This window comes from Pseudomonas sp. PDM03 (genome assembly GCF_014852385.1).
Lineage (GTDB): Bacteria > Pseudomonadota > Gammaproteobacteria > Pseudomonadales > Pseudomonadaceae > Aquipseudomonas > Aquipseudomonas migulae.
This window is the reverse complement of record NZ_JACVBM010000006.1, coordinates 18691-42405: the sequence shown is the minus strand read 5'-3', so window position 1 is coordinate 42405 and position 23715 is coordinate 18691. Positions and strand designations below refer to the sequence as shown.

Sequence of the window (23715 nt, the reverse complement as noted above, 5' to 3'; positions counted from 1 at the left end):
TCAATGTATTGAATGGTGATGGGGCAAGAGAGGTAGAATGGGATCCAATTTATGCGCGGACGTTGACTGCCCTATGCCTGTCTTGACTGAAAATGTCGCTGGTTTGCCGCGTGCTCTTTCCATAGAAAAGGAAGAACTGTTTCCGATCCGTGAAGTGTCACGGCTGACGGGCGTCAATCCGGTCACCTTGCGGGCGTGGGAGCGACGTTATGGTCTGATTCAGCCAATGCGCACCGAAAGCGGGCATCGCTTGTACGCAATGACCGATATCGAGCGGGTCCGCAGCATCCTGGGCTGGATCGAACGTGGCGTCGCCGTCAGCAAGGTCGGCAAGATACTGGCCAAGACTGCCCCGCTTCAAGCGTTGTCGCACATCATCCCCAACGAACTGGTGCAGGCTGACTACGCGCAGTGGCAGGAACAAGTCAAAGCGGCGGTGAGCGTGTTCGATGAGGTGCAACTGGAGCAGGTCTATGGGCAGATCTTTTCCAGTTACCCCCTGACCGTGGCGTTTCAGGACATTCTGATGCCACTCTGGAAGCAATTTCTGCAACGTCAGGAAGTGTTCGGCCAGGCCAGCGAGTGGCTATTCCTGGACGGTTTTTTGCGTTCCCGGGTGTTACAGCGGCTGCTGCTGGTGCGCGTCATGCAGCCACGGCGCGTGATTGTCTGTCCCCTGAACGATCAATGTCGCGAACTCGAACTGTTGGTCACGGCGTTGTTTTTGAGCAGTGTCGATTCGGCCATTCAATTGCTGGCGGTTGGTCAGCCCTTTGATGAACTGGCGCTGGTCTGCGAAAGGGTCAAGCCCCAGGCGTTGGTGCTGTTTTCCAATCACGCGCCCACCAGCGATTTGCCGCGACGTTTGAATCGTCTGGCGATGAGCCTGGATTGCCAGTTGATGCTGGCCGGTGACGCGTCGGAACTGTCGCAGGAGAGCCTGGACGGATCGTCCATTGGCTGCCTGGGTAACGAAGGAGTGGTGATGCGTCAGCGCCTGAAACAGTTCCTGGCAGGCAACCTGGATACCTGAATCACAGATGCAGGGTCGGGTGGGTCAGTCGATGCTGCTGAAGGATGTACTGGCGAAGGCGCTCGGTTTCATCCTTGTCGCTCTGACTCAACTGATAGGCAAAGAAGCCGTTCTCGGTTTCTCTCTCGAAGGTGCCGCGCAACGCGATACGTTCGTAGCCTGACGGGCTGAACCACAACGCGAAATGCTTGGGCGGTTTGGTCTTGTTGCGAACTTCCAGCAAAACCCCTTTGAACGACACTTCATGCACCCACATCGTGCCGGGATGGCCGGCGGCATTTTCCAGGGCAACCGGTTCTTCGAGGAGCAGGCGCCATGGCCGGACCAACGGTCCGTCTTCATAAATGCTGGGGACGCCGAGGCGTAAATGCAGCGCGTGAAATTCGTCTTCCACCAGATGCAGCGGGAAGGTCATTTGCTGATTTTCGAAGTTGGCCTGGATCGTGACTTGCTCATGAGCAGCAAGGCGCGTGAGCAGGTCACGGATTTGCGAACCACCATTTACAAGCAGACTCGACGTCGCATCCCGCACATTGAGTTGCGGGTTGTGTTGCATGGTCTGGATAAAATCCAGCTCATCCTGGGTCAGGAGTGCGTCGCGCTGCATGATGGGCTCGAAAGGAAAAGTAACAAAGTCATCGGTGATTGTAGTTAATGACAATCAATTCTCGGTTTTGTTTGCGCCGTTCGTCGGTTTGAGCGCGGCGAGCTCGGCCTGAAGCTCTGCCACTTGCGCTTCAAGCTGCGCTACCCGCTGCTGCGCCTTGACCTGCACGGTGACGTCCTTTTGCACGCCGACAAAATACGTCTGACCGTCACTCGGGTTTTTCACCGTAGAAAGCGACAGCTCATTCCAGAAGGGCGTGCCGTCCTTGCGGTAGTTGCGCAGGATTTCCCGGCAGGAGCCGCCACTGCTCAACGCATTGCGAATCAAGGGCAGCGCTTCCTGGTCGCGGTCACCTGATTGCAGAAAGCGGCAATCCTGGTAGAGGATTTCTTCGCTGGTGTAACCGGTCAACCGTTCGAACGCCGGGTTGACGTAAATCAGGATGTTGTCGTGTTCACCTTCTTTTTCGGCAATCACGATGCCGTCGTTGGACGCGTCAATCACCATTTGCAGCAGTTGTGCGTTGATCATCGGAGAATCCTTTCCAGATTGATTGAGCGCAGCATTCTAAAAGAACTCTAGCGGCCTTCAATGCTTAATGAGAGCTAATCGCAGCTTTTTTGCTGTGGCTGTTAATATCCCTCATCTTTTTACTCAGCTTCAGGATCAGATTGATGAAAGTCGCCATCTTTTCGGGCTCGGTGTACGGCACGGCTGAAGAAGTCGCTCGCCACGCTGCGAATATTTTGAAAACCGCGGGCTTCGAAACCTTTCACAACCTGCGCGCCAGCCTTGCCGATGTACAGGCGTTTGGCCCGCAAGCCTTTCTGGCAGTGACTTCGACCACGGGCATGGGCGAACTGCCGGACAACCTGCAACCGTTGTATTTCGCCATTCGTGACCAATTGCCGGCCGCCTGGCGTGGTTTGCCGGGCGCGGTGATCGGCCTGGGCGATGCGAGCTACGGCGATACGTTCTGCGGTGGCGGTGAGCTGATGCGCGAGCTGTTCGGCGAACTGGGCATCCGCGAAGTGCTGCCGATGCTGCGCCTGGATGCCAGCGAAAGCGTCACCCCGGAAACCGATGCCGAACCCTGGCTGGCGGAACTCGTCACCGCTCTGCGCGGCTGACTGGCCATTCGCGAAGCAAGGCAAGCCAGGATTGTGCCGATTCGGGGCTGCGGAACCGGTTCGATGCCCCCTTGTTGGCGGCGGTACTTTGACATGGATCCAAGCTGTCTGGCGCAGTGACTCGCTAGGTCATCAAGCTGGCTGCCAATGCAACTACATGAACCCCGGGGGCTGACTAGACTGCTAAACGTGAGCAAAACAATAAGAACAGGAGTTCCTTGTCGTGAGCGTAGCCCCCGTCCAATCGCCCCACAGTGTCAAAGACCAGGTCAGTGCCGCCGAGTGGCAGACCCGCGTCGATCTGGCCGCCTGTTATCGTCTGGTCGCCCTGCATGGTTGGGATGATCTGATCTTCACGCACATTTCCGCCAAGGTGCCAGGCACTGAAGATTTCCTGATCAACCCGTTCGGGTTGATGTTCCACGAGATTACCGCGTCGAGCCTGGTCAAAGTCGATCAGGCCGGCAACAAGCTGATGGACAGCCCTTACGAGATCAACCCGGCGGGCTACACCATCCACAGCGCCGTGCACGAAGTGCGGCACGATGTCGTCTGTGTATTGCACACGCACACGGCGGCAGGCGTTGCGGTGTCGGCGCAGAAGCAAGGCGTTTTGCCGATCAGCCAACAGTCGCTGTTTGTTCTGTCGAGCCTGGCGTATCACGCCTATGAAGGCGTTGCGCTGAACCACGAAGAGAAGGCGCGGCTGCAGGCCGACCTCGGTGAAAACAATTTCCTGATGCTGCACAACCACGGGTTGCTGACCTGCGGCGGCACCATCGCTGACACGTTCCTGATGATGTTCACCTTCCAGCGCGCCTGCGAAATCCAGGTGCTGGCGCAGAACGGTGGTGCGGAACTCATCGCCATCGAACCGCAGATTCTGGCGGGCGCCAAGGCGATGATCGCCGGCGTCACCAAAAGTGCACAAGGGATGGGCGGCGCGCTGGCCTGGCCGGCGCTGCTGCGCAAACTCGATAAACAAGACGCGGGATATAAACTCTGATGCCTCTCGCCGAGATCCCCCTGTGTGTCTGGCGCAAGCGCAGCCAGACGTTCGTCTTTCGTGATCAGACGGTGAGTTACTGGACGGCGGGGCAGGGTGAGCCGCTGCTGCTCATTCATGGCTTCCCGACCGCCAGTTGGGACTGGCATTACCTGTGGCAGCCGCTGGCCCAGCGTTATCGGGTGATTGCCTGCGACATGCTCGGTTTCGGCGATTCAGCCAAACCGGTGGATCATGAATACAGCCTGCTGGAGCAGGCCGATCTGCAACAGGCGTTGCTGGAGCATTTGAACGTCGAGCAACCGGTGCACGTGCTCGCCCACGATTATGGCGACAGCGTGGCTCAGGAACTGTTGGCCCGGCATTACGAGGAGCGCATTCATCTCGCCAGTTGCGTGTTTCTCAATGGGGGGCTGTTTCCTGAAACCCATCGTCCGGTACTGATGCAAAAACTGTTGCTCAGCCCGTTAGGCTGGATGATCGGCCGCGCGTTTTCCCGTGATGCGCTGGTGAAGAGTTTTCGCCAGATTTTCGGACCGCAGAGCCGTCCTACTGAGAGTGAGATGGATGATTTCTGGAGCCTGATCGACAGCAATCACGGGCCACGGATCATGCACAAGCTGATTGCCTACATCCCCGAACGTCGGGTTCAGCGCGAGCGTTGGGTGAGTGCCATGCAGCGCGGTGAAGTGCCGTTGCGGGTGATCGATGGCGAGGTCGATCCGATCTCCGGCGGGCACATGGTCGAGCGCTATCGGGAGCTGATCCCGAACCCGGACACGGTCCTGCTGCCCGGCATCGGTCATTACCCGCAAACCGAGGCACCGGCTCAGGTGCTCAAGCATTATCTGGCATTTCGCGACCGGCTGATTTCAACGCCGCTGAAAGTGGCCTGTTCGTAGACATCACCGCAACCTTGTAGGAGCCGGCTTGCCGGCGATGGCGTCCTTGAGGCTTGTGGTGCCTGTCGGATTGCTATCGCCAGCAAGCCGGCTCCTACAGTGTTTTTGTGGTGTTTGATGAGTTTGGGGCGCCCCGGTCCTGTAGGAGCCGGCTTGCTGGCGATGGGCCGTGACTCGGTCCATGCGCTCATCATCCCCCCGCCTTATCGAGCACCATTCAGCCTACCCCGTGTTCATTGTGACCGGCAGCGCCTTGCCTGAGACTCGGACTTATTGTCCCTCGGCCTGCTGGAGTCCCCCTAATGAATGAGCCTGTGCGCTTCGAAGATAAAGTCGTGATCATCACCGGAGCCGGTGGTGGCCTGGGCCGCGCTCATGCGCTGTTGTTCGCGAAACAGGGCGCCAAGGTGCTGGTCAACGATCTCGGTGGCTCGGCGCAAGGTGAAGGTGCAAACGCTTCGGCAGCAGACCGTGTAGTAGCGGAAATCCGTGAGGCCGGCGGCATTGCCGAGGCCAACCATGACTCCGTCACCGACGGCGACAAAATCGTCCAGAACGCCCTCGACGTTTTCGGCCGGGTCGACGTAGTGGTCAACAACGCCGGGATCCTGCGGGACAAGACTTTCCACAAAATGGACGATGCCGATTGGGACCTGGTCTATCGCGTCCACGTCGAAGGCGCCTACAAAGTCACCCGCGCCGCCTGGCCTCATATGCGCGAGCAAAATTACGGTCGGGTCATCTTCACCGCATCCACCTCGGGCATCTACGGCAACTTCGGCCAGTCCAACTACGGCATGGCCAAACTCGGCCTCTACGGCCTGACCCGTACCCTGGCCATCGAAGGCCGCAAAAACAACATCCTGGTCAACGCCATCGCGCCTACCGGCGGCACCCGCATGACCGAAGGCCTGATCCCGCCGCAAGTGTTCGAACAACTCAAGCCGGAACTGGTCAGCCCGCTGGTGGTGTACCTCGCCAGCGAAAACTGCCAGGAAACCTCGGGGCTGTTTGAGGTCGGTGGCGGCTGGATGGGCAAGGTGCGTTGGGAGCGCAGCCTCGGGGCCGGGTTCGATCCACGTGTCGGGTTTTCACCGGAAGATGTGGCGGCGCACTGGCAGCAGATCTGCGACTTCGAAGGCGCAGCGCATCCGAAGGACAACATCGAAGCACTGAAGGAAATGATGGGCAATTTGCAGAAGTATTCCCTCTGATTCCTTCGCCTCGCGCAGGGCTCGCCTGAGTCCTGCCTCCCCAAAACCATCGCCCATAAAAAAGGCCGCTGCAAACGCAGCGGCCAAAGTAAGACGTTGGATCAAGGAGCTACAAATCAACGTCAGTGAACACGGGGCGATGAGTCGAAACCTTCGACACATCTGAAATCTGTCGCCAATGGCGCGGACTGATCACACGCCATCGCTGTGTGCTGTCAGGCTGTTGCCGTGAAAGCCCGACAAGAATAAGCGCTTGAGTCCAAAGGAAAAATAGCGATTCCAGACATGCAGTATTGCAGCCTGGGCAACAGTCTCGCGCTCATGCATCCGGCTGATGAACCTCCATCCACTTCATCCATACCTCGCGCAACTCCCCGCGCTGCAAGGCCATTCATCCTTTAGAGCTACACAACGAATACCTCCTTGGTGCGCTTATCGCTCCCGACCTGCGGCAGTAGGGTGTGGCCTTCTGTCACTCACCGGGGAAGACGCATGACAAAAACAACAATGCGCGCCATCTTCACGCCGCAGGCGCTGGCCGCTGCGGTTGCCTTGGGTTGCTGTGCCCAGGCGCAGGCCGTTTCATTCAACATTGGCGAAATCGAGGGGACATTCGACTCCTCGCTGTCCGTCGGCGCGAGTTGGGGCATGCGCGATGCCGATAAATCGCTGGTGGGCATCGTCAACGGCGGGACCGGCCAGGCGTCGACCGGTGACGACGGGCGTCTGAACTTCAAGAAGGGCGAAACCTACTCCAAGATTTTCAAGGGTATTCACGACCTCGAACTGAAGTACGGCGACACCGGCGTGTTCGTCCGTGGCAAGTATTGGTACGACTTCGAACTTAAGGACGAAGACCGCGAGTTCAAGCCGATCAGCGATCACAATCGCAAGGAGGGTTCCAAGTCTGCCGGCGCGCAGATCCTCGATGCGTTCGTCTATCACAACTATTCCATCGCCGATCTGCCGGGCACCCTGCGCGCGGGTAAACAGGTGGTCAGTTGGGGCGAAAGTACCTTCATCGGCAACTCGATCAACAGCATCAACCCGGTCGACGTTTCAGCGTTCCGTCGTCCTGGCGCGGAAATCAAGGAAGGCCTGATTCCGGTGAACATGCTGTTCGCCTCCCAGGGCCTGACCGACAAACTTACCGTGGAAGGTTTCTATCAACTGGAGTGGGACCAGACCGTTCTCGACAACTGCGGCACCTTCTTCGGCGGGGACGTGGCGGCAGATGGCTGCAACACGGGATACACCGTCGCCAGCCCGGCGATTGCACCGTTGCAACCGATTGCTGCCGCATTCGGCCAAGGTTTCCAGGTCAGCAAAGAAGGGGTGATTGTGCCCCGTGGCGGCGACCGCGACGCCCGTGACTCCGGGCAATGGGGCACGGCGTTGCGCTGGTTGGGCGATGACACCGAGTACGGCCTGTACTTCATGAACTACCACAGCCGCACGCCGAATGTCGGCACCACCACTGCCGGGGCGGGGACGCTGGCACGGATTCCGGCCATCGTTTCTACCGCGAACGCCATCGCACCCGGCACCGGTTCGGCCTTGGCCCAGAGCGTGATGCTCGGTCGCGGCCAGTACTATCTCGAATACCCGGAAGACATCCGCCTCTACGGCGCGAGTTTCTCCACCACCTTGCCGACCGGCACCGCATGGACCGGCGAGATCAGCTATCGCCCCAACGCACCGGTGCAGGTCAACAGCACCGACCTGACACTGGCCTTGCTCAACCCGATTGCCGGCGGCGCGGCCTCGCCTATCGCCACCCGGCCAGGCGCGGACAACAAAGGCTATCGCCGCAAGGAAGTGACGCAGATCCAGAGCACCCTGACGCACTTCATCGATCAGATCGCGGGTGCGGACCGTTTGACCCTGGTGGGTGAGGCGGCCGTTGTTCACGTCGGTGGGCTGGAAGACAAAAGCAAGCTGCGTTACGGCCGCGACTCGGTCTACGGACAGTACGGTTTCCGCGGTGATACCGACGGTTTCGTCACCTCGACGTCCTGGGGCTACCGCGCCCGCGCGATCCTTGATTACAACAACGTCATCGCCGGGATCAATTTCAAACCCAACCTGTCGTGGTCCCATGACGTCGCCGGTTACGGCCCCAACGGGCTGTTCAACGAAGGCGCCAAGGCCATCAGCGTCGGCGTCGATGCGGACTATCGCAACACCTACACCGCGAGCTTGAGTTACACCGATTTCTTCGGCGGTGACTACAACACCCTGGAAGATCGCGACTTCCTGGCGCTGAGCTTTGGCGTGAACTTCTGATCTGGCTGAGAAGGATGATTTCAATGCGCAAAATGATTCTGCAATGCAGCGTTCTGGCCCTGAGCCTGTTGGCCGTTGATGTAATGGCCGCGGTGTCGCCGGAAGAAGCCAATAAACTCGGCACCAGCCTGACGCCGTTGGGCGCCGAGAAGGCCGGCAATGCCGATGGTTCGATTCCGGCCTGGACCGGCGGCATCTCGAAAAATGCCGGCGCGGTGGACAGCAAAGGGTTCCTTGCCGACCCGTTCGCCAATGAAAAACCGCTGTTTACCATCACGGCGGCAACCGTCGACAAGTACAAGGACAAACTCTCCGACGGCCAGATCGCGATGTTCAAGCGCTACCCGGAGACCTACAAGATCCCGGTCTACCCGACCCACCGTACAGTGGCCTTGCCAGCGGACATCTACGAGTCGGCCAAGCGCAGCGCGCTGAATGTAACGCCGATCAACGACGGCAATGGCCTGGCCAATTTCACCGGCAATCGCTACTACGCGTTTCCGATTCCGAAGAACGGCGTCGAAGTGATCTGGAACCACGTCACCCGTTATCACGGCGGTAATTTACGTCGCACCATCACCCAGGCCACGCCGCAGTCCAATGGCGATTTCACGGTGATCCGCTTCAAGGATGAAGTCGCAGTGCCCTCGCTGCTGGGGGACTTGAAACCCGGCAGCGATGACAACGTGCTCAGCTACTTCAAGCAGGAAGTCACGGCGCCGGCGCGGTTGGCGGGCAACGTGTTGCTGGTTCACGAGACCCTCGACCAGGTCAAGGAACCGCGCAAGGCCTGGATCTACAACGCCGGCCAGCGTCGCGTGCGACGTGCACCGCAGGTGGCCTATGACGGCGTCGGCACGTCGTCCGACGGGTTGCGCACCACCGACAACTTCGACATGTTTTCCGGCGCACCGGATCGCTACGACTGGAAGCTGATCGGCAAGAAGGAAATGTACATCCCTTACAACAGCTACAAGCTCGACTCGCCCAACCTCAAGTACACCGATGTGATCAAGGCCGGGCATATCAATCAGGACCTGACACGCTACGAGCTGCACCGGGTCTGGGAGGTTGTCGCCACGGTCAAGCCCAATGAACGGCACGTGTACGCCAAGCGTCACATGTACATCGACGAAGACAGCTGGCAGGTGGCACTGGCCGATCACTATGACGGTCGCGGTCAGCTGTGGCGTGTGGCCGAAGGTCATGCCCAGTTCTACTACGATCACCAGGTGCCGGCCTACACCGTTGAAGCGCTGTACGACTTGATCGCCGGCCGCTACATCGCACTGGGGATGAAGAACGAGGAGAAGCGCAGCTTCGAATTCGGCATCGATGCCAAAGCAGGTGACTACACGCCAGCAGCACTGCGGAGTACAGGGGTGAGGTAATCATTCCTACAGGCTCTACAGAAAAAGGTGACTTCGCGGTCACCTTTTTTATAGGTGTCGATAAGTGTGTTGAATACTTCTTCAACAAGCCGTGTAGAGAGGGCTAGGGTGGCGCCACAATTATAAAAAGGCGCACCACTATGACCGCCATGACCCCGTGTCTGGACCGTCCTGGACTTCTGCCCCGTTTGTCTTCCCATCACCAGTCTCGCGAGCGGCTGATCGAGCCGTTACTGGCTTCGACCGCACGCGTGAAATTGCTCTGTGCGCCGGCGGGCAGTGGCAAGAGTGCGCTGCTGATCGAATGCCTGTTGCAGGCACCGGAGCAGTGTCGGGTCTGTTGGTTGCCGTTGGCGGGTGAGCCGATGGAGGCTGTCGATTTTCGGCAGCGGCTGGCCCACGCGTTGGGATTGGCCGCGGCGGACGAATCCGCATTGCTGTCATCGCTGGCTCAATGGCAGACGCCGACCTGGCTGTGCCTCGACGACTATTGCCGCACGCCCAACCCGGAGCTGGACCTGCTGCTCGACCGGTTGCTGGCCATCAGCAGCCCGATGATTACCTGGTGGCTCAGCGGTCGCCGCCGCCCGCAATGCAATTGGCCACGCTTGTTGCTCGCGGATGAGCTGTACGACTGCGAGCGCGCCACGCTGGCCTTCACTCAAACGGAAATTGCCCGACTGCTGCATCACCTGGAGCCGGAGCAAGCGGCGAAACGTGCCGGCAGGATCATCGAACTCAGCGGTGGCTGGTGCGCAGGTGTGCGGATAGCGCTGCTGCAAAAATGCGACTGGTCGCGCAACGAGTCGCTGCACGGTCGGCCGGACACCCTGCACGATTACCTCGAACACGAATTGTTCGGCATGCTGACCCCGGAGCTCGCGGAAGCCTGGCGGGTGCTGGCCCACTTGCAGCGATTCAATGCACGGTTGTGCGACCACCTGTTCGGTGCAGGCGAGGGCGCCCAATGCCTGAACACGTTGCAGGCGTTGGGCTGCTTCATCGAGCCCTGGCAGGACTCGACCGACTGGCTGCAGATTTTCACCCCCCTCACGCAATTGATGCGCGAAGAGCAATGGCCGGAAGGGCGTTCCTGGCATCGCCGCGCTTGTCAGTGGTTCGCCGCCGAACTGGACTGGAAAGCTGCGTTTGAACAAGCCTTGCTGGCCGAAGAGTTCGAGGTCGCGGTCAGCCTGTTGCAGCATTTCAGTTTCGAGCACCTGTTCGAAGAGCAGACCGTGGTGCTGTTGTTGCGTCTGCATGAACACAAAGGCGACGAGCTGATGCTTGGCTCGCCGCAACTGGTGGGGCTGATCACCGCGGCGTTGCTGTTTGCCGGGCGGTTCGAGCAGGCGGGTGAGTGCATCGGGCATTTGTCACGCTTCGCCCCTCAGCCGTCGGCGTTTCATCAACGGCAGCTGATGGCGCGTTGGCAGGCGATGCAGGGTTGGCTCCTGCATTTGCAGGGGCGCATGGAGCCTTCGCGCGCGCATTTGCTTGAGGCACTCGACGAACTCGACCCCTCGCTCTGGACGGCTCGGCTGATGTGCCTGTCAGCGCTGACCCAGCAAGCCTTGCTCAGGGGCGAGCTCGACGTGGCGCAGGCGACCAACCGTGAGGCGTTGTGCCTGGCGCGTGCGCAAGGTTCGCTGGTGTTCGAGGGGCTGCTGGAACTCGATCATGCGCAATTGCTCGAGCAGCGTGGAGCGTCCGGCCGGGCTGAAACCCTGCTGGCCAACATGCATGGCTTGCTCGTCCAGCAGCAACCGCTGGCCCAACCGCTGCTGGGGCGGATTGCCTTGCAGCGCGGACGTTTGAGCTTGTGTCAGGGACGAGAGGCGCAGGCGGCCGCGTACTTCGAGAGCGGCCTGCAAATCTGCCTGCGCAGCCAGGACAAACGCGTGCTTTACGGTTTCCTCGGCCTCGCGCAATTGGCCGCCAATCGCCAGGACTACGCCCAGGCTTTTGTCCTGCTGCGTGACGCCGAACGATTGATGCAACAGCGGCGGATACCAGACACGGTCTACCGCAGTGTTCTGCTGCAATACAGCTGCCATTTCTGGCTACAGCAGGGCCGTCAGGATTTGGCCCATGAAGCCCTGACCCGGGTGCTGCGCCACTATCACGGCGTCCATGCTCGTCAGGCGCCACCGGCGACGCTGGAGCTGATTCCCGGCCTTGAATACCTGCTGGTGCTGACCGAAGTGTATCGAGGGCAGGCGCCAAACCCCCTGGTGCAGCTCGAGGCTCAGTTGCACTGGGCGCGCCAACGGGGAATGGCGGGGCTGCAAGCGCAATTGCACCTGGCGCTGGCAGAAGTGGCCTGGCTGACGGGCGACACGCCTGCCGCCCGCCAGGCGATGCAGGAAGGTTTGGCACTGGTCGAGCGCTGCAATCTTCAACAGGCCCTGCGCGATCTGCAATTGCGCCAGCCACGCTTGCTGGAGGCGATCGGGCGTACCGAGTCGGGTAACCCTGCTGAACCGCTGGCTTCGGTCCAGAACCGCTTGAGTCAGCGTGAAATAGAAGTGCTTGAGTTAGTCGCTCTGGGTAACTCCAATCAACAGATAGCTGATCAGTTGTTCATATCGTTACATACCGTTAAAACCCATGCACGGCGGATCAATGGGAAGTTGGGTGTAGAGCGAAGGACTCAGGCTGTGGCCAAAGCCAAAGTTCTGGGGATTGTTGTTTGAAGTGTTCGGTATGTTTACGTCTGCATACAAGTTGCGGGGTGTACTAAGTTAATTGAGTTGTTTGTAAAGTGGGCGTCGGCCCGTCAATCAGTGTTTATCTTTTTTGAATGTGTTTTGGCCGACTTCCATTATTAGTAAGGATGCTATTTGTGAGTAATAAGTTGCTGGAAGAAGTAAGTAAGAAACTGGCTGAGGTGTTCGGTCATATGGGGTATGCCATTAATGTCGATGAGACCTACCTGAATTCGGTCGTGATCAACGACGAGGGCAAGCAGGTCGTTGATTACTCTGAGAGTTTGAGCTGGGCTATCATGGAAAAAGTGCAGGCGGATGAGTTGCCGAAGTTCAATACTGTTTATGCAGGTATCTTTTCCAAACGGTGGACTTTTGATAAGGCTGATCGAGTTGCCGATTTGGACGCCGACGATCTTAGTAATGCAGGTCGTGTTGTGGTCGAGTCCTACCGGGAAGCAATTAAACGTAACAGTAGGCTGCCAGCTTAATTAACCAGTGACAACGGATGGCTCATATCCCATTCGCCAACTAACGGCCCGCGTCGCCGCCAGCAATCGCTGCGCCGCCGGGCCGTTTTCGTCGGCGTGAAACAGTGACGCCGGGCCAACGATGGTCATGACGGCCACCACATTTCCCACCGCGTTGAACACCGGGGCCGACAACGCATCGACGCCGGGCATCAACAAACCATGCACATGGTGCAGGCCGCGCTCGCGGATCTGTTCACACAAGGTCACATAAGCCTGATCGTCCGCCAGCGTATGGGAATTGCTTGCCAGCACTTCCTGCTCGCGCAAATCCACCGTTTCACGCTTGGGCAGATAAGCGCCAAACACCAATCCCGTGGATGAACTGAGCAACGGCAACACAGAGCCCAATTGCGTCACCACGGTCACCGCGCGCACCGCCGGTTCGATATGCACCACGGTTGCGCCCTGATTGCCCCACACCGCCAAAAAACACGTTTCATTCAATTCATCGCGCAGTTCGGCCAGGGGCAGGGCGGCGACTTTCAGCACGTCCATACTGTTAAGTGCGGCCAACCCCACGCGCAGCGCTTCGCGGCCCAGGCCGTAATGGTTGGTGGCGGTGTTCTGTTCGGCAAAACCGCTGGCGATCAACGCCTGTAGATAGCGGTGAACCTTGCTTGCCGGCATCTGCACATGCTCGGCCAGGCGCGACAGTGAAGTCGATGGCGACAACTCGGCCAGTGCCTTGAGGATGTCGGTGCCGACCTCGGCCGAGCGGACTTTCTGTTTGTCGTTGTTGCGCGGCGTTTCCATGGAGGCAGTCTGATCCCGGGACGAATGGGCGTCTTTATAGCTTGACGGTCAATACCAATCAAATTACGTTATGCGTAATTGAATTACGATAAAAATAACCCAGGCGTGCCGAGACCTCTGCAACAGAGCGACAGGCCATTGCCTACTCCCTGTTCAGGAGGCTCCATGAACCTCGATTCAACGGCGCCCGCGCTGGCTTATCAGTCCGGTTTCGGCAATGAGTTCAGCAGTGAAGCGTTGCCCGGCGCATTGCCCGTCGGCCAGAACTCCCCGCAAAAAGCCCCATACGGCCTCTACACCGAACTGTTCTCCGGCACCGCGTTCACCATGGTTCGCGCCGAAGCGCGGCGGACCTGGATGTACCGCATTCAGCCGTCGGCCAATCACCCGGCGTTCGTCAAACTGGATCGGCAACTGGCCGGCGGACCGTTGGGTGAAGTGACCCCCAATCGCCTGCGCTGGAACCCGTTGGACATCCCGACCGAGCCCACCGATTTCATTGACGGGCTGGTGAGCATGGCTGCCAATTCGGCGGCGGAAAAACCGGCCGGAATCAGCATTTACCATTACCGTGCCAACCGCTCCATGGAGCGCGTGTTCTTCAACGCGGATGGCGAACTGCTGGTGGTGCCGGAACTGGGCCGTCTGCGCATTGCCACCGAACTGGGCGTGCTGGAACTTGAGCCGCTGGAAATCGCCGTGCTGCCACGTGGTCTGAAGTTTCGCGTCGAACTGCTCGACCCGCAGGCGCGTGGCTACATTGCGGAAAACCACGGCGCGCCATTGCGCCTGCCGGACCTCGGACCGATCGGCAGCAACGGTCTGGCCAATCCACGGGACTTCCTGACCCCGGTCGCTCATTACGAAAATCTCAAGCAGCCGACCACCCTGGTGCAGAAATTCCTCGGTCAGTTGTGGGGTTGCGAGCTCGATCATTCACCGCTGAACGTGGTCGCCTGGCACGGTAATAACGTGCCGTACAAATATGACCTGCGCCGTTTCAACACCATTGGCACGGTCAGCTTCGATCATCCGGATCCTTCGATTTTCACCGTCCTGACTTCGCCGACCAGCGTCCATGGCCTGGCCAATCTCGACTTCGTGATCTTCCCGCCACGCTGGATGGTCGCCGAAAAAACCTTCCGTCCACCGTGGTTCCACCGCAACCTGATGAACGAGTTCATGGGCCTGATCAAGGGCGAGTACGACGCCAAGGCCGAAGGCTTCGTGCCCGGCGGTGCGTCGCTGCATAGCTGCATGAGCGCCCACGGCCCGGACGGCGAAACCTGCACCAAGGCAATCAACGCGCAGCTTGCACCCGCGAAAATCGACAACACCATGGCCTTCATGTTCGAGACCAGCCAGGTGCTGCGCCCGAGTCGCTTCGCCCTCGACTGCCCACAATTGCAACCCCACTACGACGCCTGCTGGGCCACGCTGCCCGCTACTTTCGACCCGACCCGGAGATAACCCATGACTCAGACTTCCATCACTCGTAGCTGGGTTGCCTCCGCCAACGGCCATGTCGACTTCCCCCTGCAAAACCTGCCGCTGGGCGTGTTCAGCGTGAAGGGTTCTGCGCCGCGCAGTGGCGTGGCGATTGGCGAACACATCTTTGATCTGCAAGCGGCACTCGACGCCGGCCTGTTCGACGGTGCTGCAAAAGCGGCGGTCGAAGCCACCCGTGGCGGTCAGCTCAATGCGTTTTTCGAACTCGGCCGCGAGGCTCGTGTTGCCCTGCGTGAGCGCTTGATCGAACTGTTCAAGGAAGGCAGCACCCTGCACGGCAAGATCGAAGCCCAAGGTGCAAAACTGCTGCCGCTGGCGGCGAACTGCGAGATGCACCTGCCGGCAAAAATCAACGATTACACCGACTTCTACGTCGGCATCGAGCACGCGCAAAACGTCGGCAAACTGTTCCGTCCCGACAACCCGCTGCTGCCGAACTACAAGTACGTGCCGATCGGTTACCACGGCCGCGCATCGACCATTCGCCCGTCCGGCACCGACGTTCGCCGGCCGAAAGGCCAGACCCTGCCGGCCGGTCAGACCGAACCGACCTTCGGCCCGTGTGCACGGCTGGACTACGAACTGGAACTGGGCATCTGGATCGGCCAGGGCAACGACATGGGCGACACGATTGCCATCGGCGACGCCGCCGATCACATCGCCGGTTTCTGCCTGCTCAACGACTGGTCGGCGCGGGATATCCAGGCGTGGGAATACCAGCCTCTGGGGCCATTCCTGTCGAAGAGTTTCATTACCAGCATCTCGCCATGGGTGGTGACGGCCGAAGCGCTGGAGCCGTTCCGTCGTGCGCAACCGGCGCGTCCGGAAGGCGATCCGCAGCCGCTGCCTTACCTGTTCGACAAACGTGACCAGGCTGCGGGTGCCTTCGACATCGAACTGGAAGTGCTGCTGCTGACCGAAGGCATGCGCGAGCAGAACCTGCCGGCCCATCGCCTGACCCTGAGCAACACCCGACACATGTACTGGACCGTGGCGCAAATGGTTGCGCACCACAGCGTCAACGGCTGCCAGTTGCAGGCCGGCGATCTGTTCGGCTCGGGCACTTTGTCGGGGCCGGAAAACGGTCAGTTCGGCAGCCTGCTGGAAATCACCGAGGGCGGTAAAAAGCCGATCGAACTGGCCTCCGGCGAAGTGCGTAAATTCCTTGAGGACGGCGACGAAATTATCCTGCGCGCTCGTTGCAGCCGCGACGGTTTTGCCTCCATCGGTTTCGGCGAATGCCGCGGCAAAGTGCTGCCGGCGCGTTAAGAGGAACGGGTCATGGAACTCTATACCTACTACCGTTCGACCTCGTCTTACCGGGTGCGTATCGCATTGGCGTTGAAGGGCCTGGATTACCGGGCGCTGCCGATCAACCTGATCGCGCCGCCGGGTGGTGAGCATCGCCAGCCAGCGTACCTGGCGATCAATCCGCAAGGCCGGGTGCCGGCCTTGCGCACCGACGAAGGCGAGTTGCTGATCCAGTCACCAGCCATCATCGAGTACCTGGAGGAGCGTTATCCACAGGTGCCGCTGCTGTCCAAAGACCTCGCCGCTCGTGCGCATGAGCGCGGTGTGGCGGCGGTGATTGGCTGCGACGTGCATCCGCTGCACAACGTCAGCGTGCTCAACAGGCTGCGGCAGTTGGGCCACGACGAACCGCAGGTGGTCGAGTGGATCGGGCACTGGATCAGCCAAGGGCTGGCGACGGTGGAACAGTTGATTGGTGATGAAGGTTATTGCTTCGGCGCTGAACCGGGGCTGGCGGATGTGTACCTGATTCCGCAGCTGTACGCGGCTGAACGTTTCAACATTTCGCTGGAGGCGTACCCACGGATTCGTCGAGTGGCGACGCTGGCCGCGACGCATCCAGCGTTCATGAAAGCGCACCCGGCCAAACAGCCAGACACTCCTTGAAAACACCACACCGCCCCCTGTAGGAGCAAGCTTGCTCGCGATGAACGATGACGCGGTGTTCCTGACTGACCGCGGCGTATCAATCGCCAGCAAGCCGGCGCCTACAGGTTCAAATACCGCACAATTCCCTGTAGGAGCGAAGCTTGCTCGCGAAGAACGATAACGCGGTGTTCCTGATGGGCCGCGGCGTTTGAATCGCCAGCAAGCCGGCGCCTGCAGGTTCAGTGGACGATTGAGTTGGGGGGCAGGTGGCCGAGTCGTTCGGTCAGGCGGATCCGCTGGATCGGGTCGTCGCTGAGCAGCAGCGCATGCTCCAGATCGAAACGCTCGGCGTTCGGGCAGTCCAGCCGCTGGTAAAGGCTGGCCCGGGCCAGGTAGTCGGAGGCGCTGGCGTTGCCCAGTTCCAGTACGCGTTCGGCGTCGATCAACGCGCCAATGTAGTCATCGTGGGAAAGGTGCAACTGGCGCAGGTTGCGTGATAACCGCTGGAGCATTTGCACCGGCTCGGCCGTCAGCAAATGTTCGGCGCTGAGTTTCATGTTCGGGCCGTACTGGCGTTGCAGCAGTTCCCGGCAATCGTTGGGGTACAACCGTCGACCGCCGCAAGGGTCCAGCAGGTGATCGGCCCCCGGAACCCGCAGCAGGAAATGCCCAGGGAAGTTGACCCCGACCAAGGGGATTTCCAGGCCTCTGGCCAGTTCCAGTGCAATCAGGCCCAGGGCCAATGGCTGGCCACGCCGGCGCTCCAGCACTTTGTCGAGCAAGGCCACTTGCGGTCGCAATGGCGTGAAATCGTCCTGGGCGTATCCCAGATCATTCAGGCGTCGCAACAGCGGCTGGGCCAGTTCGCTGACCGGCAACATCGGCAAGCCATAACTGACGCGCTGTTGCAGATCCTTGAAATTCGCCAGTACCGCCTGCGGATCCACCTCTTTATCGTGCTCGACGGCAATCCACAGCGCCGCTTCGAACAGCGCGGGCGGTGATCGTTGCAGGCAGTCGAAAAAGCGTTGGCGGGGCGTCATCAAAATCTCCGGGACATGCCTCGTTTTAGCCTCCCCTGCGGCATTCGTCCAGTGCCGCGCAGGTTATGTCCGAAAGCCTGAATGGCGGCGCCGCTTATTCCGGTGCGCTTCTGCAAATTTTGGGCGCAAGCCTATACTGGCGACTACAAGAAGTGATTCGGGAGCCCTTACGATGTTCGCTCTCATGCAAAGCACTCGCCTTGAATCGCTGCATCTGAGCGTCGACTCGGTTACCGGGTTGAAGGCGGTCATTGCTATTCATAACAGCCGTCTGGGGCCTGCCCTGGGCGGGTGTCGTTACCTTGCCTATCCAAGCGACGAGTCCGCGGTCGAGGATGCCATTCGTCTGGCTCAAGGCATGAGTTACAAGGCGGCACTGGCCGGCCTGGCTCAGGGTGGCGGCGTGGCGGTGATTGTTCGACCGGTCCATGTGGAAAACCGCGCCGCGCTGTTCGAAGCGTTCGGGCGCTGCATCAATCAGCTCGACGGGCGCTACATCACGGCCATCGACAGCGGTACCTCAGTGGCGGACATGGATTGCATCGCCCAACAGACCCAGCATGTCACCAGCACCACTTCGGCGGGCGACCCGGCGCCTCACGCGGCGATGGGCGTATTCACCGGCATTCGTGCCACCGCCATGGCTCGCCTGGGCAGCGACAACCTCGAAGGCCTGCGCGTGGCCATTCAAGGCCTGGGCAATGTCGGTTATGCCTTGGCCGAGCAGTTACACGCCGCCGGTGCCGAACTGCTGGTCAGCGACATCGATCACGGCAAGGTGCAACTGGCGATGGAGCAACTCGGCGCTCACCCGATTGCCAACGAGGCGTTGCTCAGCACGCCTTGCGATATTCTCGCGCCGTGCGGCCTCGGCGGTGTGCTCAACAGCAACACCGTTACGCAACTGCGATGCTCGGCGGTGGCCGGTTCGGCGAATAACCAACTGACTCATCTGGATGTCGCGGATCAACTGGAACGGCGAGGCATTCTTTATGCGCCGGATTATGTGATCAATGCCGGCGGGCTGATCTACGTGTCGCTCAAACATCGTGGCGAAGAACTGACGACCATCACCGCGCACTTGTCGAAAATCAGCTCACGGCTGACCGAAGTGTTCGCCCATGCCCAAGCTGAGAAACGTTCCCCCGCCCGGGTGGCGGACGAGTTGGCGGAGAAAGTCTTGTACCGGTGAAGGCTCGCCGCGTCCTTCACCTCGCTGGCAAATTCTAAAGACCTGACTACGCTGCAAGCGGGATGGCGCAACGCCACCCGCCCGGTTGATGAGGGCCTGCCAGCGTCTGGGGCAATCATGACTGGCGCACTGCTTTTTCGTGATTTCAAGGAGCGAATCATGTCTTCCAGTTCATCTCTCACCTGCAATTTCACGATCAACTCCAGCCTTGATATTGGCGTGTCGTTTGTCAGCGACGACAACGGCGCCAATTACGGCGGGCAGATCACTATCTTCACCCCCGGCACCGCAGGTCCGGTGAGCACCGGTTTATGGGACAACGACGGCAACGTCTTCTTCACCCTCTACCAGTCTGAAAACCCGGCCATCAACTGCGTTATCAATTCGGGATCGACGCCCGGTACCTGGGACCCCTACGTGGAGGTCGCCCAGCAAAATGGCCTGATCTGCACCATCACCGGCCCGGTGCAGCAACCCGGTGAAAACACGTTTGGTTATACCCTCAATGTCGCGCAGGGCACGGGCGTTGGTCAGGGCGCCGTTACGGGTCAAGCAGCAGGATCGCCGGCGCCGCAACACGTTGCGCGAATGATGCTTCCAGCAGGCGGCAAAGAGGCGTGGACGCTGATCATGCAGGGCAATACCCCGGTGCCCGACGAAATCAGTGTTGGCTCTCCGGTTGTCATGGCATGGGCGCGGTTTGACGACGGGACGCGGGTCGCCGGCGGTGTCTACAAATCGGCCACCCCGACGGACTACAACGTCAAGTTCATGTGGGTGCTGGACGCCAACGGTAATCAGTACCCCGGTTGGCCCATCGATGTCAGCGATCACGAGGACTTCCTCAACAATGGCTACCTGTTTTCACTGACGCCTGACAGTGAAGAGGTCTACCTGCTGAACGTCGTTGAACGGCCATGGGTGAAATCATGAAGACTAAATATACCTTCTCCATCAGCCTGTTCGACGCGAGCGCCAACCCGAACGGGTTGCAGGTTTGGCAGAGCGGCACGTTGACGCTCGACACCGTTTCGATGACGGGGGCATTGGCGCTTCCGGGTTTTTACCAGGATCCGATCCCGTACGAGGGCAGCACCGTATCGCCGGCAACGTCGGCAGGCACGACCATCGAGGCTTCGGGCAAAAGTGCCGAGGCACAGATGACCTTCACGGTGACCTATGACTTTGATGGTTTCCTTTACAACGGTAGCTATGTCGGCGGATTGATCAGCGTGCTCGACTACGCCGCGCAAGAGACGTATCTCTACGTCATCCAGGGGCTTTCCTCACAGTCGCCATCGGGTGCGTCAGTGCGTGGAGGCTCGACAGCTGCCGACAAGCGAACGCCGCGAACGGTTTGAGCCGCTTTTTTCGCAGGCATGAAAAAGGCCCTGAGTCATTCGACTCAGGGCCTGTTCAATTCGGCTGTTGCTTACTTCGGCGTCTTGGCAGCTTTGGCTGGCTTGGTCGGCTCAGCTGTTTCTGTCACTTCAACCTGTTCCGCGACTTCAACAGGCGCGCTCAACAGCTCGGACAACGCGTCCGGCTGACTCTTGAACGCCTTGGCGAACACATCGCGATTCTTCGCCATGTAGATCCCGGCTTCTTCCACTTGCTGCTCGGTCAGGGACGGAACGGCTTTTTGCAACACTTCAGCCAGCAATTCGGCCAGTTCGAGCATTTTGTCATGACGGTCAGCTTCGGCTTTATCCATGAACAAGCGCTCCAGATCTCGGCTGCTGCGGTATACCACTTCGACGGCCATTCACCACCTCACATGCCTTCACGATAGTTGTCTGTTTCGACCACTGTGTTTTTATACAGCGAAAAGGATAAGCGAATCCCTGCGCTTTGGGTAGTGGCTTTTTAATGTAGACCGAATTTGGTGTTTGTCAGGGGAACAGTGGCGCGTCCATCGCGAGCAAGCTTGCTCCTACAGATTCAGCGAAGGCTCGCAAGGGTGCGACCAAACGCCACGGAGCGCGTTTTAGAGCACCTCGCCATCATGTTGCAGGCGTTACTGGCCTTTTTTCTGCATGCAGAACAACCGTCACGTCCAACCTGCATCATCCGCTCGAACCGAGCTAAGGAAGAATCATCGTGAAAATCAACTGGGCCGAGAACCTGCGGCAGAACGTGCACCAACTGGCCGAATCCCTGGGCAATCTGTTCGTCGAGACCTTCCACTACCTGGCGTTGTTCGCCATCGGTGCGGTGACCGCGTGGGCGGCGGTGATGGAGTTTCTGGGGATGATCGAAGCGGGGCACATCAAGATCGATGACATCTTGCTGCTGTTCATCTACCTCGAATTGGGCGCAATGGTCGGGATTTACTTCAAGACCAATCACATGCCGGTGCGTTTCCTGATCTACGTGGCGATCACCGCGCTGACGCGTTTGTTGATCTCCAACGTCTCGCACCACAATCCGCCGGACCTGGGCATCATTTACCTGTGCGGCGGGATTCTGCTGCTGGCGTTTGCGATTCTGGTGGTGCGTTACGCCTCGTCGCAATTCCCTTCGGTGAAGATCGAACACCCGCAACGCAAGACCGGTGCGGGTTCCGGTGAGCATCCCGAAGTGGAGAAGGGCGAGATTTAAAGCCGCATGGCGGGGCGCGGGTGGGCTTTGGTCGATGGCGGCGGCGGGGTGCGATTGTCGCTGTCGGTCATGGCTTCGAGGATGGTCATTGCGCTGTGACCCTGCTCGATGGCGATGCCGAATTGAATACTTTGCACCAGGCGTTTGAGGCGCTTGGGGTCATTGCGTTGTTCGGCGCTGATCATTCGCTTGGCCACGACGCGGCCGCTGTTGGAGAGGGTCAGCATGATGCTGCCGTCCAGCCCCTGAATGCTCAGGTTGATCTGGTAATCCGGTGCAAAGGCATCGGTGATGAGCTGAAAAGGGTTGTCCATGATGCGTCACCGCCTGATTGAACGTGCAGTAGTTGACCGGCCATGATCGGGTTGGTTCGCAACACCGGACCATCGGCCTGTCGCTCGCTGAGGTTTTCAAACATCCTTTTTGCCTCGTCAGGGATGTAGCAAGGGGCATGCCGGAAAGATTGTCGAACAATGTAGGAGCGAGCTTGCTCGCGATGTTCGTCAACGATAACGCGTGTTTACCGGGTAAACGTGGCGCTCTCGAGACCATCGCGAGCAGGCTCGCTCCTACAAGAACGTTGCCCGTTTCAGGGCATGAATGAGTAGATGATCGCAGACAGTGCAATCAGACCGATCAGCACCACAAACACGTTCGACACCTGGCCCGAATACTGGCGCAAAGCCGGCACGCGGCGGATGGCGTACATCGGCATCAGGAACAACAGGCACGCAATGATCGGCCCGCCGAGGGTTTCGATCATGCCGAGGATGCTCGGGTTGAAAGTGGCCACGGCCCAGCAGCTGATGATCATGAACAGCGCAGTGATGCGGTTCAGCCAGCTCGCCGACATCACCCGGCCACGGCCACGCAGGCTTTTCACGATCAGGCCCTGAAAGCCTTCGCTGGCGCCGATGTAGTGGCCGAGGAAGGATTTGGTGATCGCCACCAGCGCAATCAGCGGCGCGGCGTAGGCAATGACCGGGGTCTGGAAGTGGTTGGCCAGGTACGACAGGATCGAGATGTTCTGTGCCTTCGCCGCCGCCAGATCAGCCGGGGACAGCGCCAACACGCAGCTGAAACAGAAGAACATCACGGTCACCACCATCATCCCGTGGGCAATGGCGAGGATGCCGCTGCTCTTGCGCTCGGCCTGCTCGCCGTACCGCTGCTTCTGATCGACAGCGAAGGCGGAGATGATCGGCGAATGGTTGAACGAAAACACCATTACCGGGATCGCCAGCCACAGCGTTTTGAAGAACAGCGGCATCGGCATGCCTTCACCGGCGGTGGCGAAGAACGCGCCGTTCCAATTCGGAATCAGACTGATACCGAGCAGCAGCAACGCCGCGACGAACGGGTAAACCAGCACGCTCATGCATTTGACGATGACGCCCTGGCCGCAGCGCACAATCGCCATCAAACCAAGGATCAGCCCCAGCGACAGCACCGCCCGAGGTGGCGGGGCGATGTGCAACTGGTGCTCCATGAAACTGCTGAGGGTGTTGGTCAGCGCCACGCTGTACACCAGCAGAATCGGGAAGATCGCGAAAAAATACAGCAGCGTGATCAGCTTGCCGGCACCGATGCCGAAGTGTTCTTCCACCACTTCGGTGATGTCCCCGGAGCGTCCCGACAGCACGAAGCGAGTCAGGCCGCGGTGGGCAAAGAAGGTCATCGGAAACGCCAGCACCGCCAGGATCAGCAGCGGCCAGAAACCACCCACGCCGGCGTTGATCGGCAGGAACAGCGTGCCGGCGCCAATCGCCGTGCCGTAGAGGCCGAGCATCCAGGTGGTGTCGTGTTTACTCCAGCCCTTGTGGGCTGTTTCTGTATTGCGTGTCAGGTCTACAGCAGGATTATCGGCAGCAGGTGTACGTACATCGGTCATCGTTATTGGCCTCGTTA

General features: G+C 59.5%; 22 protein-coding genes and 1 pseudogene. 16 read left to right on the top strand and 7 right to left on the bottom strand.

What is annotated here, in order from left to right:
- Positions 1–73 precede the first annotated feature (73 nt).
- Positions 74–1033: a MerR family transcriptional regulator gene (locus IB254_RS11395; RefSeq protein WP_192417355.1), complete on the top strand. Its 960-nt coding sequence runs from the start codon at positions 74–76 to the stop codon at positions 1031–1033.
- A gap of 1 nt (position 1034) precedes the next feature.
- Here the strand turns inward: IB254_RS11395 and IB254_RS11390 are convergent, their stop codons facing one another.
- Together IB254_RS11390 and IB254_RS11385 are read right to left on the bottom strand one after the other, a co-directional pair.
- The gene (locus tag IB254_RS11390; RefSeq protein ID WP_192227748.1) at positions 1035–1640 is read right to left on the bottom strand and encodes a hypothetical protein; all 606 of its coding nucleotides are present in this window, start codon (positions 1638–1640) and stop codon (positions 1035–1037) included.
- A 54-nt stretch (positions 1641–1694) separates the two neighbouring features.
- The gene (locus tag IB254_RS11385) at positions 1695–2171 is read right to left on the bottom strand and encodes a PAS domain-containing protein (RefSeq protein ID WP_008037334.1); all 477 of its coding nucleotides are present in this window, start codon (positions 2169–2171) and stop codon (positions 1695–1697) included.
- A 143-nt stretch (positions 2172–2314) separates the two neighbouring features.
- On the opposite strand from IB254_RS11385, the gene IB254_RS11380 reads away from it, so the two are divergent.
- From IB254_RS11380 to IB254_RS11345, 8 genes are all read left to right on the top strand, one after another.
- Positions 2315–2770 carry a flavodoxin gene (locus tag IB254_RS11380; RefSeq protein WP_192417354.1) on the top strand — a complete coding sequence of 152 codons (456 nt, stop codon included), beginning with the start codon at positions 2315–2317 and terminating at the stop codon, positions 2768–2770.
- 223 nt (positions 2771–2993) lie between these two features.
- Positions 2994–3776, top strand: a complete 783-nt coding sequence (locus IB254_RS11375; RefSeq protein ID WP_008026984.1) for a class II aldolase/adducin family protein — start codon at positions 2994–2996, stop codon at positions 3774–3776.
- Positions 3776–4678, top strand: a complete 903-nt coding sequence (locus IB254_RS11370; RefSeq protein ID WP_192417353.1) for an alpha/beta fold hydrolase — start codon at positions 3776–3778, stop codon at positions 4676–4678. The genes IB254_RS11375 and IB254_RS11370 overlap by 1 nt, the downstream gene beginning before the upstream one ends.
- 302 nt (positions 4679–4980) lie before the next feature.
- The gene (locus tag IB254_RS11365) at positions 4981–5892 is read left to right on the top strand and encodes an SDR family oxidoreductase (protein WP_192417352.1); all 912 of its coding nucleotides are present in this window, start codon (positions 4981–4983) and stop codon (positions 5890–5892) included.
- Positions 5893–6384: 492 nt separating this feature from the next.
- Entirely contained in the window at positions 6385–8178 is a 1794-nt protein-coding gene (locus tag IB254_RS11360; RefSeq protein ID WP_192417351.1) for a DUF1302 domain-containing protein, read from the top strand.
- Positions 8179–8201: 23 nt separating this feature from the next.
- The gene (locus tag IB254_RS11355; protein ID WP_192417350.1) at positions 8202–9569 is read left to right on the top strand and encodes a DUF1329 domain-containing protein; all 1368 of its coding nucleotides are present in this window, start codon (positions 8202–8204) and stop codon (positions 9567–9569) included.
- Positions 9570–9709: 140 nt separating this feature from the next.
- The gene (locus tag IB254_RS11350) at positions 9710–12265 is read left to right on the top strand and encodes a LuxR C-terminal-related transcriptional regulator (protein WP_192417349.1); all 2556 of its coding nucleotides are present in this window, start codon (positions 9710–9712) and stop codon (positions 12263–12265) included.
- 140 nt (positions 12266–12405) lie between these two features.
- Positions 12406–12768 carry a hypothetical protein gene (locus IB254_RS11345; RefSeq protein ID WP_225602326.1) on the top strand — a complete coding sequence of 121 codons (363 nt, stop codon included), beginning with the start codon at positions 12406–12408 and terminating at the stop codon, positions 12766–12768.
- Here the strand turns inward: IB254_RS11345 and IB254_RS11340 are convergent, their stop codons facing one another.
- Complete coding sequence (locus IB254_RS11340) at positions 12769–13563, bottom strand: IclR family transcriptional regulator (protein WP_192417347.1); 795 nt, start codon at positions 13561–13563, stop codon at positions 12769–12771. It lies immediately after the preceding gene.
- Positions 13564–13728: 165 nt separating this feature from the next.
- Here IB254_RS11340 and hmgA point away from each other — a divergent pair, with 165 nt between their 5' ends.
- The 3 genes from hmgA to maiA are packed head-to-tail and all read left to right on the top strand — an operon-like array spanning position 13729 to position 16989.
- Positions 13729–15033, top strand: a complete 1305-nt coding sequence (gene hmgA / locus IB254_RS11335) for a homogentisate 1,2-dioxygenase (RefSeq protein WP_192417346.1) — start codon at positions 13729–13731, stop codon at positions 15031–15033.
- Between the two features lie 3 nt (positions 15034–15036).
- Positions 15037–16341, top strand: a complete 1305-nt coding sequence (gene fahA / locus IB254_RS11330) for a fumarylacetoacetase (RefSeq protein ID WP_192417345.1) — start codon at positions 15037–15039, stop codon at positions 16339–16341.
- 12 nt (positions 16342–16353) lie between these two features.
- The gene (gene maiA, locus IB254_RS11325; protein ID WP_192417344.1) at positions 16354–16989 is read left to right on the top strand and encodes a maleylacetoacetate isomerase; all 636 of its coding nucleotides are present in this window, start codon (positions 16354–16356) and stop codon (positions 16987–16989) included.
- A gap of 221 nt (positions 16990–17210) precedes the next feature.
- Here the strand turns inward: maiA and IB254_RS11320 are convergent, their stop codons facing one another.
- A complete protein-coding gene (locus IB254_RS11320; protein WP_008025317.1) occupies positions 17211–18014 on the bottom strand; it encodes a SirB1 family protein in 804 nt (267 codons plus the stop codon).
- Between the two features lie 172 nt (positions 18015–18186).
- On the opposite strand from IB254_RS11320, the gene IB254_RS11315 reads away from it, so the two are divergent.
- The 3 genes from IB254_RS11315 to IB254_RS11305 all read left to right on the top strand — a co-directional run bounded on the left by IB254_RS11315 (position 18187) and on the right by IB254_RS11305 (position 20567).
- On the top strand, positions 18187–19206 hold the full coding sequence (locus tag IB254_RS11315) for a Glu/Leu/Phe/Val dehydrogenase family protein (RefSeq protein ID WP_008025318.1): 1020 nt from the start codon (positions 18187–18189) through the stop codon (positions 19204–19206).
- A 117-nt stretch (positions 19207–19323) separates the two neighbouring features.
- Complete coding sequence (locus IB254_RS11310) at positions 19324–20139, top strand: hypothetical protein (RefSeq protein WP_225602325.1); 816 nt, start codon at positions 19324–19326, stop codon at positions 20137–20139.
- The gene (locus IB254_RS11305; protein ID WP_225602324.1) at positions 20124–20567 is read left to right on the top strand and encodes a hypothetical protein; all 444 of its coding nucleotides are present in this window, start codon (positions 20124–20126) and stop codon (positions 20565–20567) included. The genes IB254_RS11310 and IB254_RS11305 overlap by 16 nt, the downstream gene beginning before the upstream one ends.
- Positions 20568–20731: 164 nt before the next feature.
- On the opposite strand, the pseudogene IB254_RS11300 reads toward IB254_RS11305, so the two are convergent.
- A pseudogene (locus IB254_RS11300) lies at positions 20732–20971 on the bottom strand (YebG family protein); the annotation flags it as partial.
- 335 nt (positions 20972–21306) lie between these two features.
- On the opposite strand from IB254_RS11300, the gene IB254_RS11295 reads away from it, so the two are divergent.
- Positions 21307–21807 carry a phosphate-starvation-inducible protein PsiE gene (locus tag IB254_RS11295; protein WP_192417342.1) on the top strand — a complete coding sequence of 167 codons (501 nt, stop codon included), beginning with the start codon at positions 21307–21309 and terminating at the stop codon, positions 21805–21807.
- On the opposite strand, the gene IB254_RS11290 is transcribed toward IB254_RS11295, so the two are convergent.
- Together IB254_RS11290 and IB254_RS11285 are read right to left on the bottom strand one after the other, a co-directional pair.
- Positions 21804–22121 (bottom strand): DUF3509 domain-containing protein, encoded by a 318-nt coding sequence (locus IB254_RS11290; RefSeq protein ID WP_192417341.1) that lies wholly within the window; start codon positions 22119–22121, stop codon positions 21804–21806. The genes IB254_RS11295 and IB254_RS11290 overlap by 4 nt on opposite strands.
- A 275-nt stretch (positions 22122–22396) precedes the next feature.
- Positions 22397–23698, bottom strand: a complete 1302-nt coding sequence (locus IB254_RS11285; protein WP_192417340.1) for an HAAAP family serine/threonine permease — start codon at positions 23696–23698, stop codon at positions 22397–22399.
- Positions 23699–23715 lie beyond the last annotated feature (17 nt).

Excerpts from the sequence above, each read along its gene's own strand:
- IB254_RS11395 (WP_192417355.1), top strand. The coding sequence starts at position 74 with ATGCCTGTCTTGACTGAAAATGTCGCTGGTTTGCCGCGTGCTCTTTCC.
- IB254_RS11390 (WP_192227748.1), bottom strand. The coding sequence starts at position 1,640 with ATGCAGCGCGACGCACTCCTGACCCAGGATGAGCTGGATTTTATCCAG.
- IB254_RS11385 (WP_008037334.1), bottom strand. The coding sequence starts at position 2,171 with ATGATCAACGCACAACTGCTGCAAATGGTGATTGACGCGTCCAACGAC.
- IB254_RS11380 (WP_192417354.1), top strand. The coding sequence starts at position 2,315 with ATGAAAGTCGCCATCTTTTCGGGCTCGGTGTACGGCACGGCTGAAGAA.
- IB254_RS11370 (WP_192417353.1), top strand. The coding sequence starts at position 3,776 with ATGCCTCTCGCCGAGATCCCCCTGTGTGTCTGGCGCAAGCGCAGCCAG.
- IB254_RS11365 (WP_192417352.1), top strand. The coding sequence starts at position 4,981 with ATGAATGAGCCTGTGCGCTTCGAAGATAAAGTCGTGATCATCACCGGA.
- IB254_RS11360 (WP_192417351.1), top strand. The coding sequence starts at position 6,385 with ATGACAAAAACAACAATGCGCGCCATCTTCACGCCGCAGGCGCTGGCC.
- IB254_RS11355 (WP_192417350.1), top strand. The coding sequence starts at position 8,202 with ATGCGCAAAATGATTCTGCAATGCAGCGTTCTGGCCCTGAGCCTGTTG.
- IB254_RS11350 (WP_192417349.1), top strand. The coding sequence starts at position 9,710 with ATGACCGCCATGACCCCGTGTCTGGACCGTCCTGGACTTCTGCCCCGT.
- IB254_RS11345 (WP_225602326.1), top strand. The coding sequence starts at position 12,406 with ATGCTATTTGTGAGTAATAAGTTGCTGGAAGAAGTAAGTAAGAAACTG.
- IB254_RS11340 (WP_192417347.1), bottom strand. The coding sequence starts at position 13,563 with ATGGAAACGCCGCGCAACAACGACAAACAGAAAGTCCGCTCGGCCGAG.
- hmgA (WP_192417346.1), top strand. The coding sequence starts at position 13,729 with ATGAACCTCGATTCAACGGCGCCCGCGCTGGCTTATCAGTCCGGTTTC.
- fahA (WP_192417345.1), top strand. The coding sequence starts at position 15,037 with ATGACTCAGACTTCCATCACTCGTAGCTGGGTTGCCTCCGCCAACGGC.
- maiA (WP_192417344.1), top strand. The coding sequence starts at position 16,354 with ATGGAACTCTATACCTACTACCGTTCGACCTCGTCTTACCGGGTGCGT.
- IB254_RS11320 (WP_008025317.1), bottom strand. The coding sequence starts at position 18,014 with ATGACGCCCCGCCAACGCTTTTTCGACTGCCTGCAACGATCACCGCCC.
- IB254_RS11315 (WP_008025318.1), top strand. The coding sequence starts at position 18,187 with ATGTTCGCTCTCATGCAAAGCACTCGCCTTGAATCGCTGCATCTGAGC.
- IB254_RS11310 (WP_225602325.1), top strand. The coding sequence starts at position 19,324 with ATGACTGGCGCACTGCTTTTTCGTGATTTCAAGGAGCGAATCATGTCT.
- IB254_RS11305 (WP_225602324.1), top strand. The coding sequence starts at position 20,124 with ATGGGTGAAATCATGAAGACTAAATATACCTTCTCCATCAGCCTGTTC.
- IB254_RS11290 (WP_192417341.1), bottom strand. The coding sequence starts at position 22,121 with ATGGACAACCCTTTTCAGCTCATCACCGATGCCTTTGCACCGGATTAC.
- IB254_RS11285 (WP_192417340.1), bottom strand. The coding sequence starts at position 23,698 with ATGACCGATGTACGTACACCTGCTGCCGATAATCCTGCTGTAGACCTG.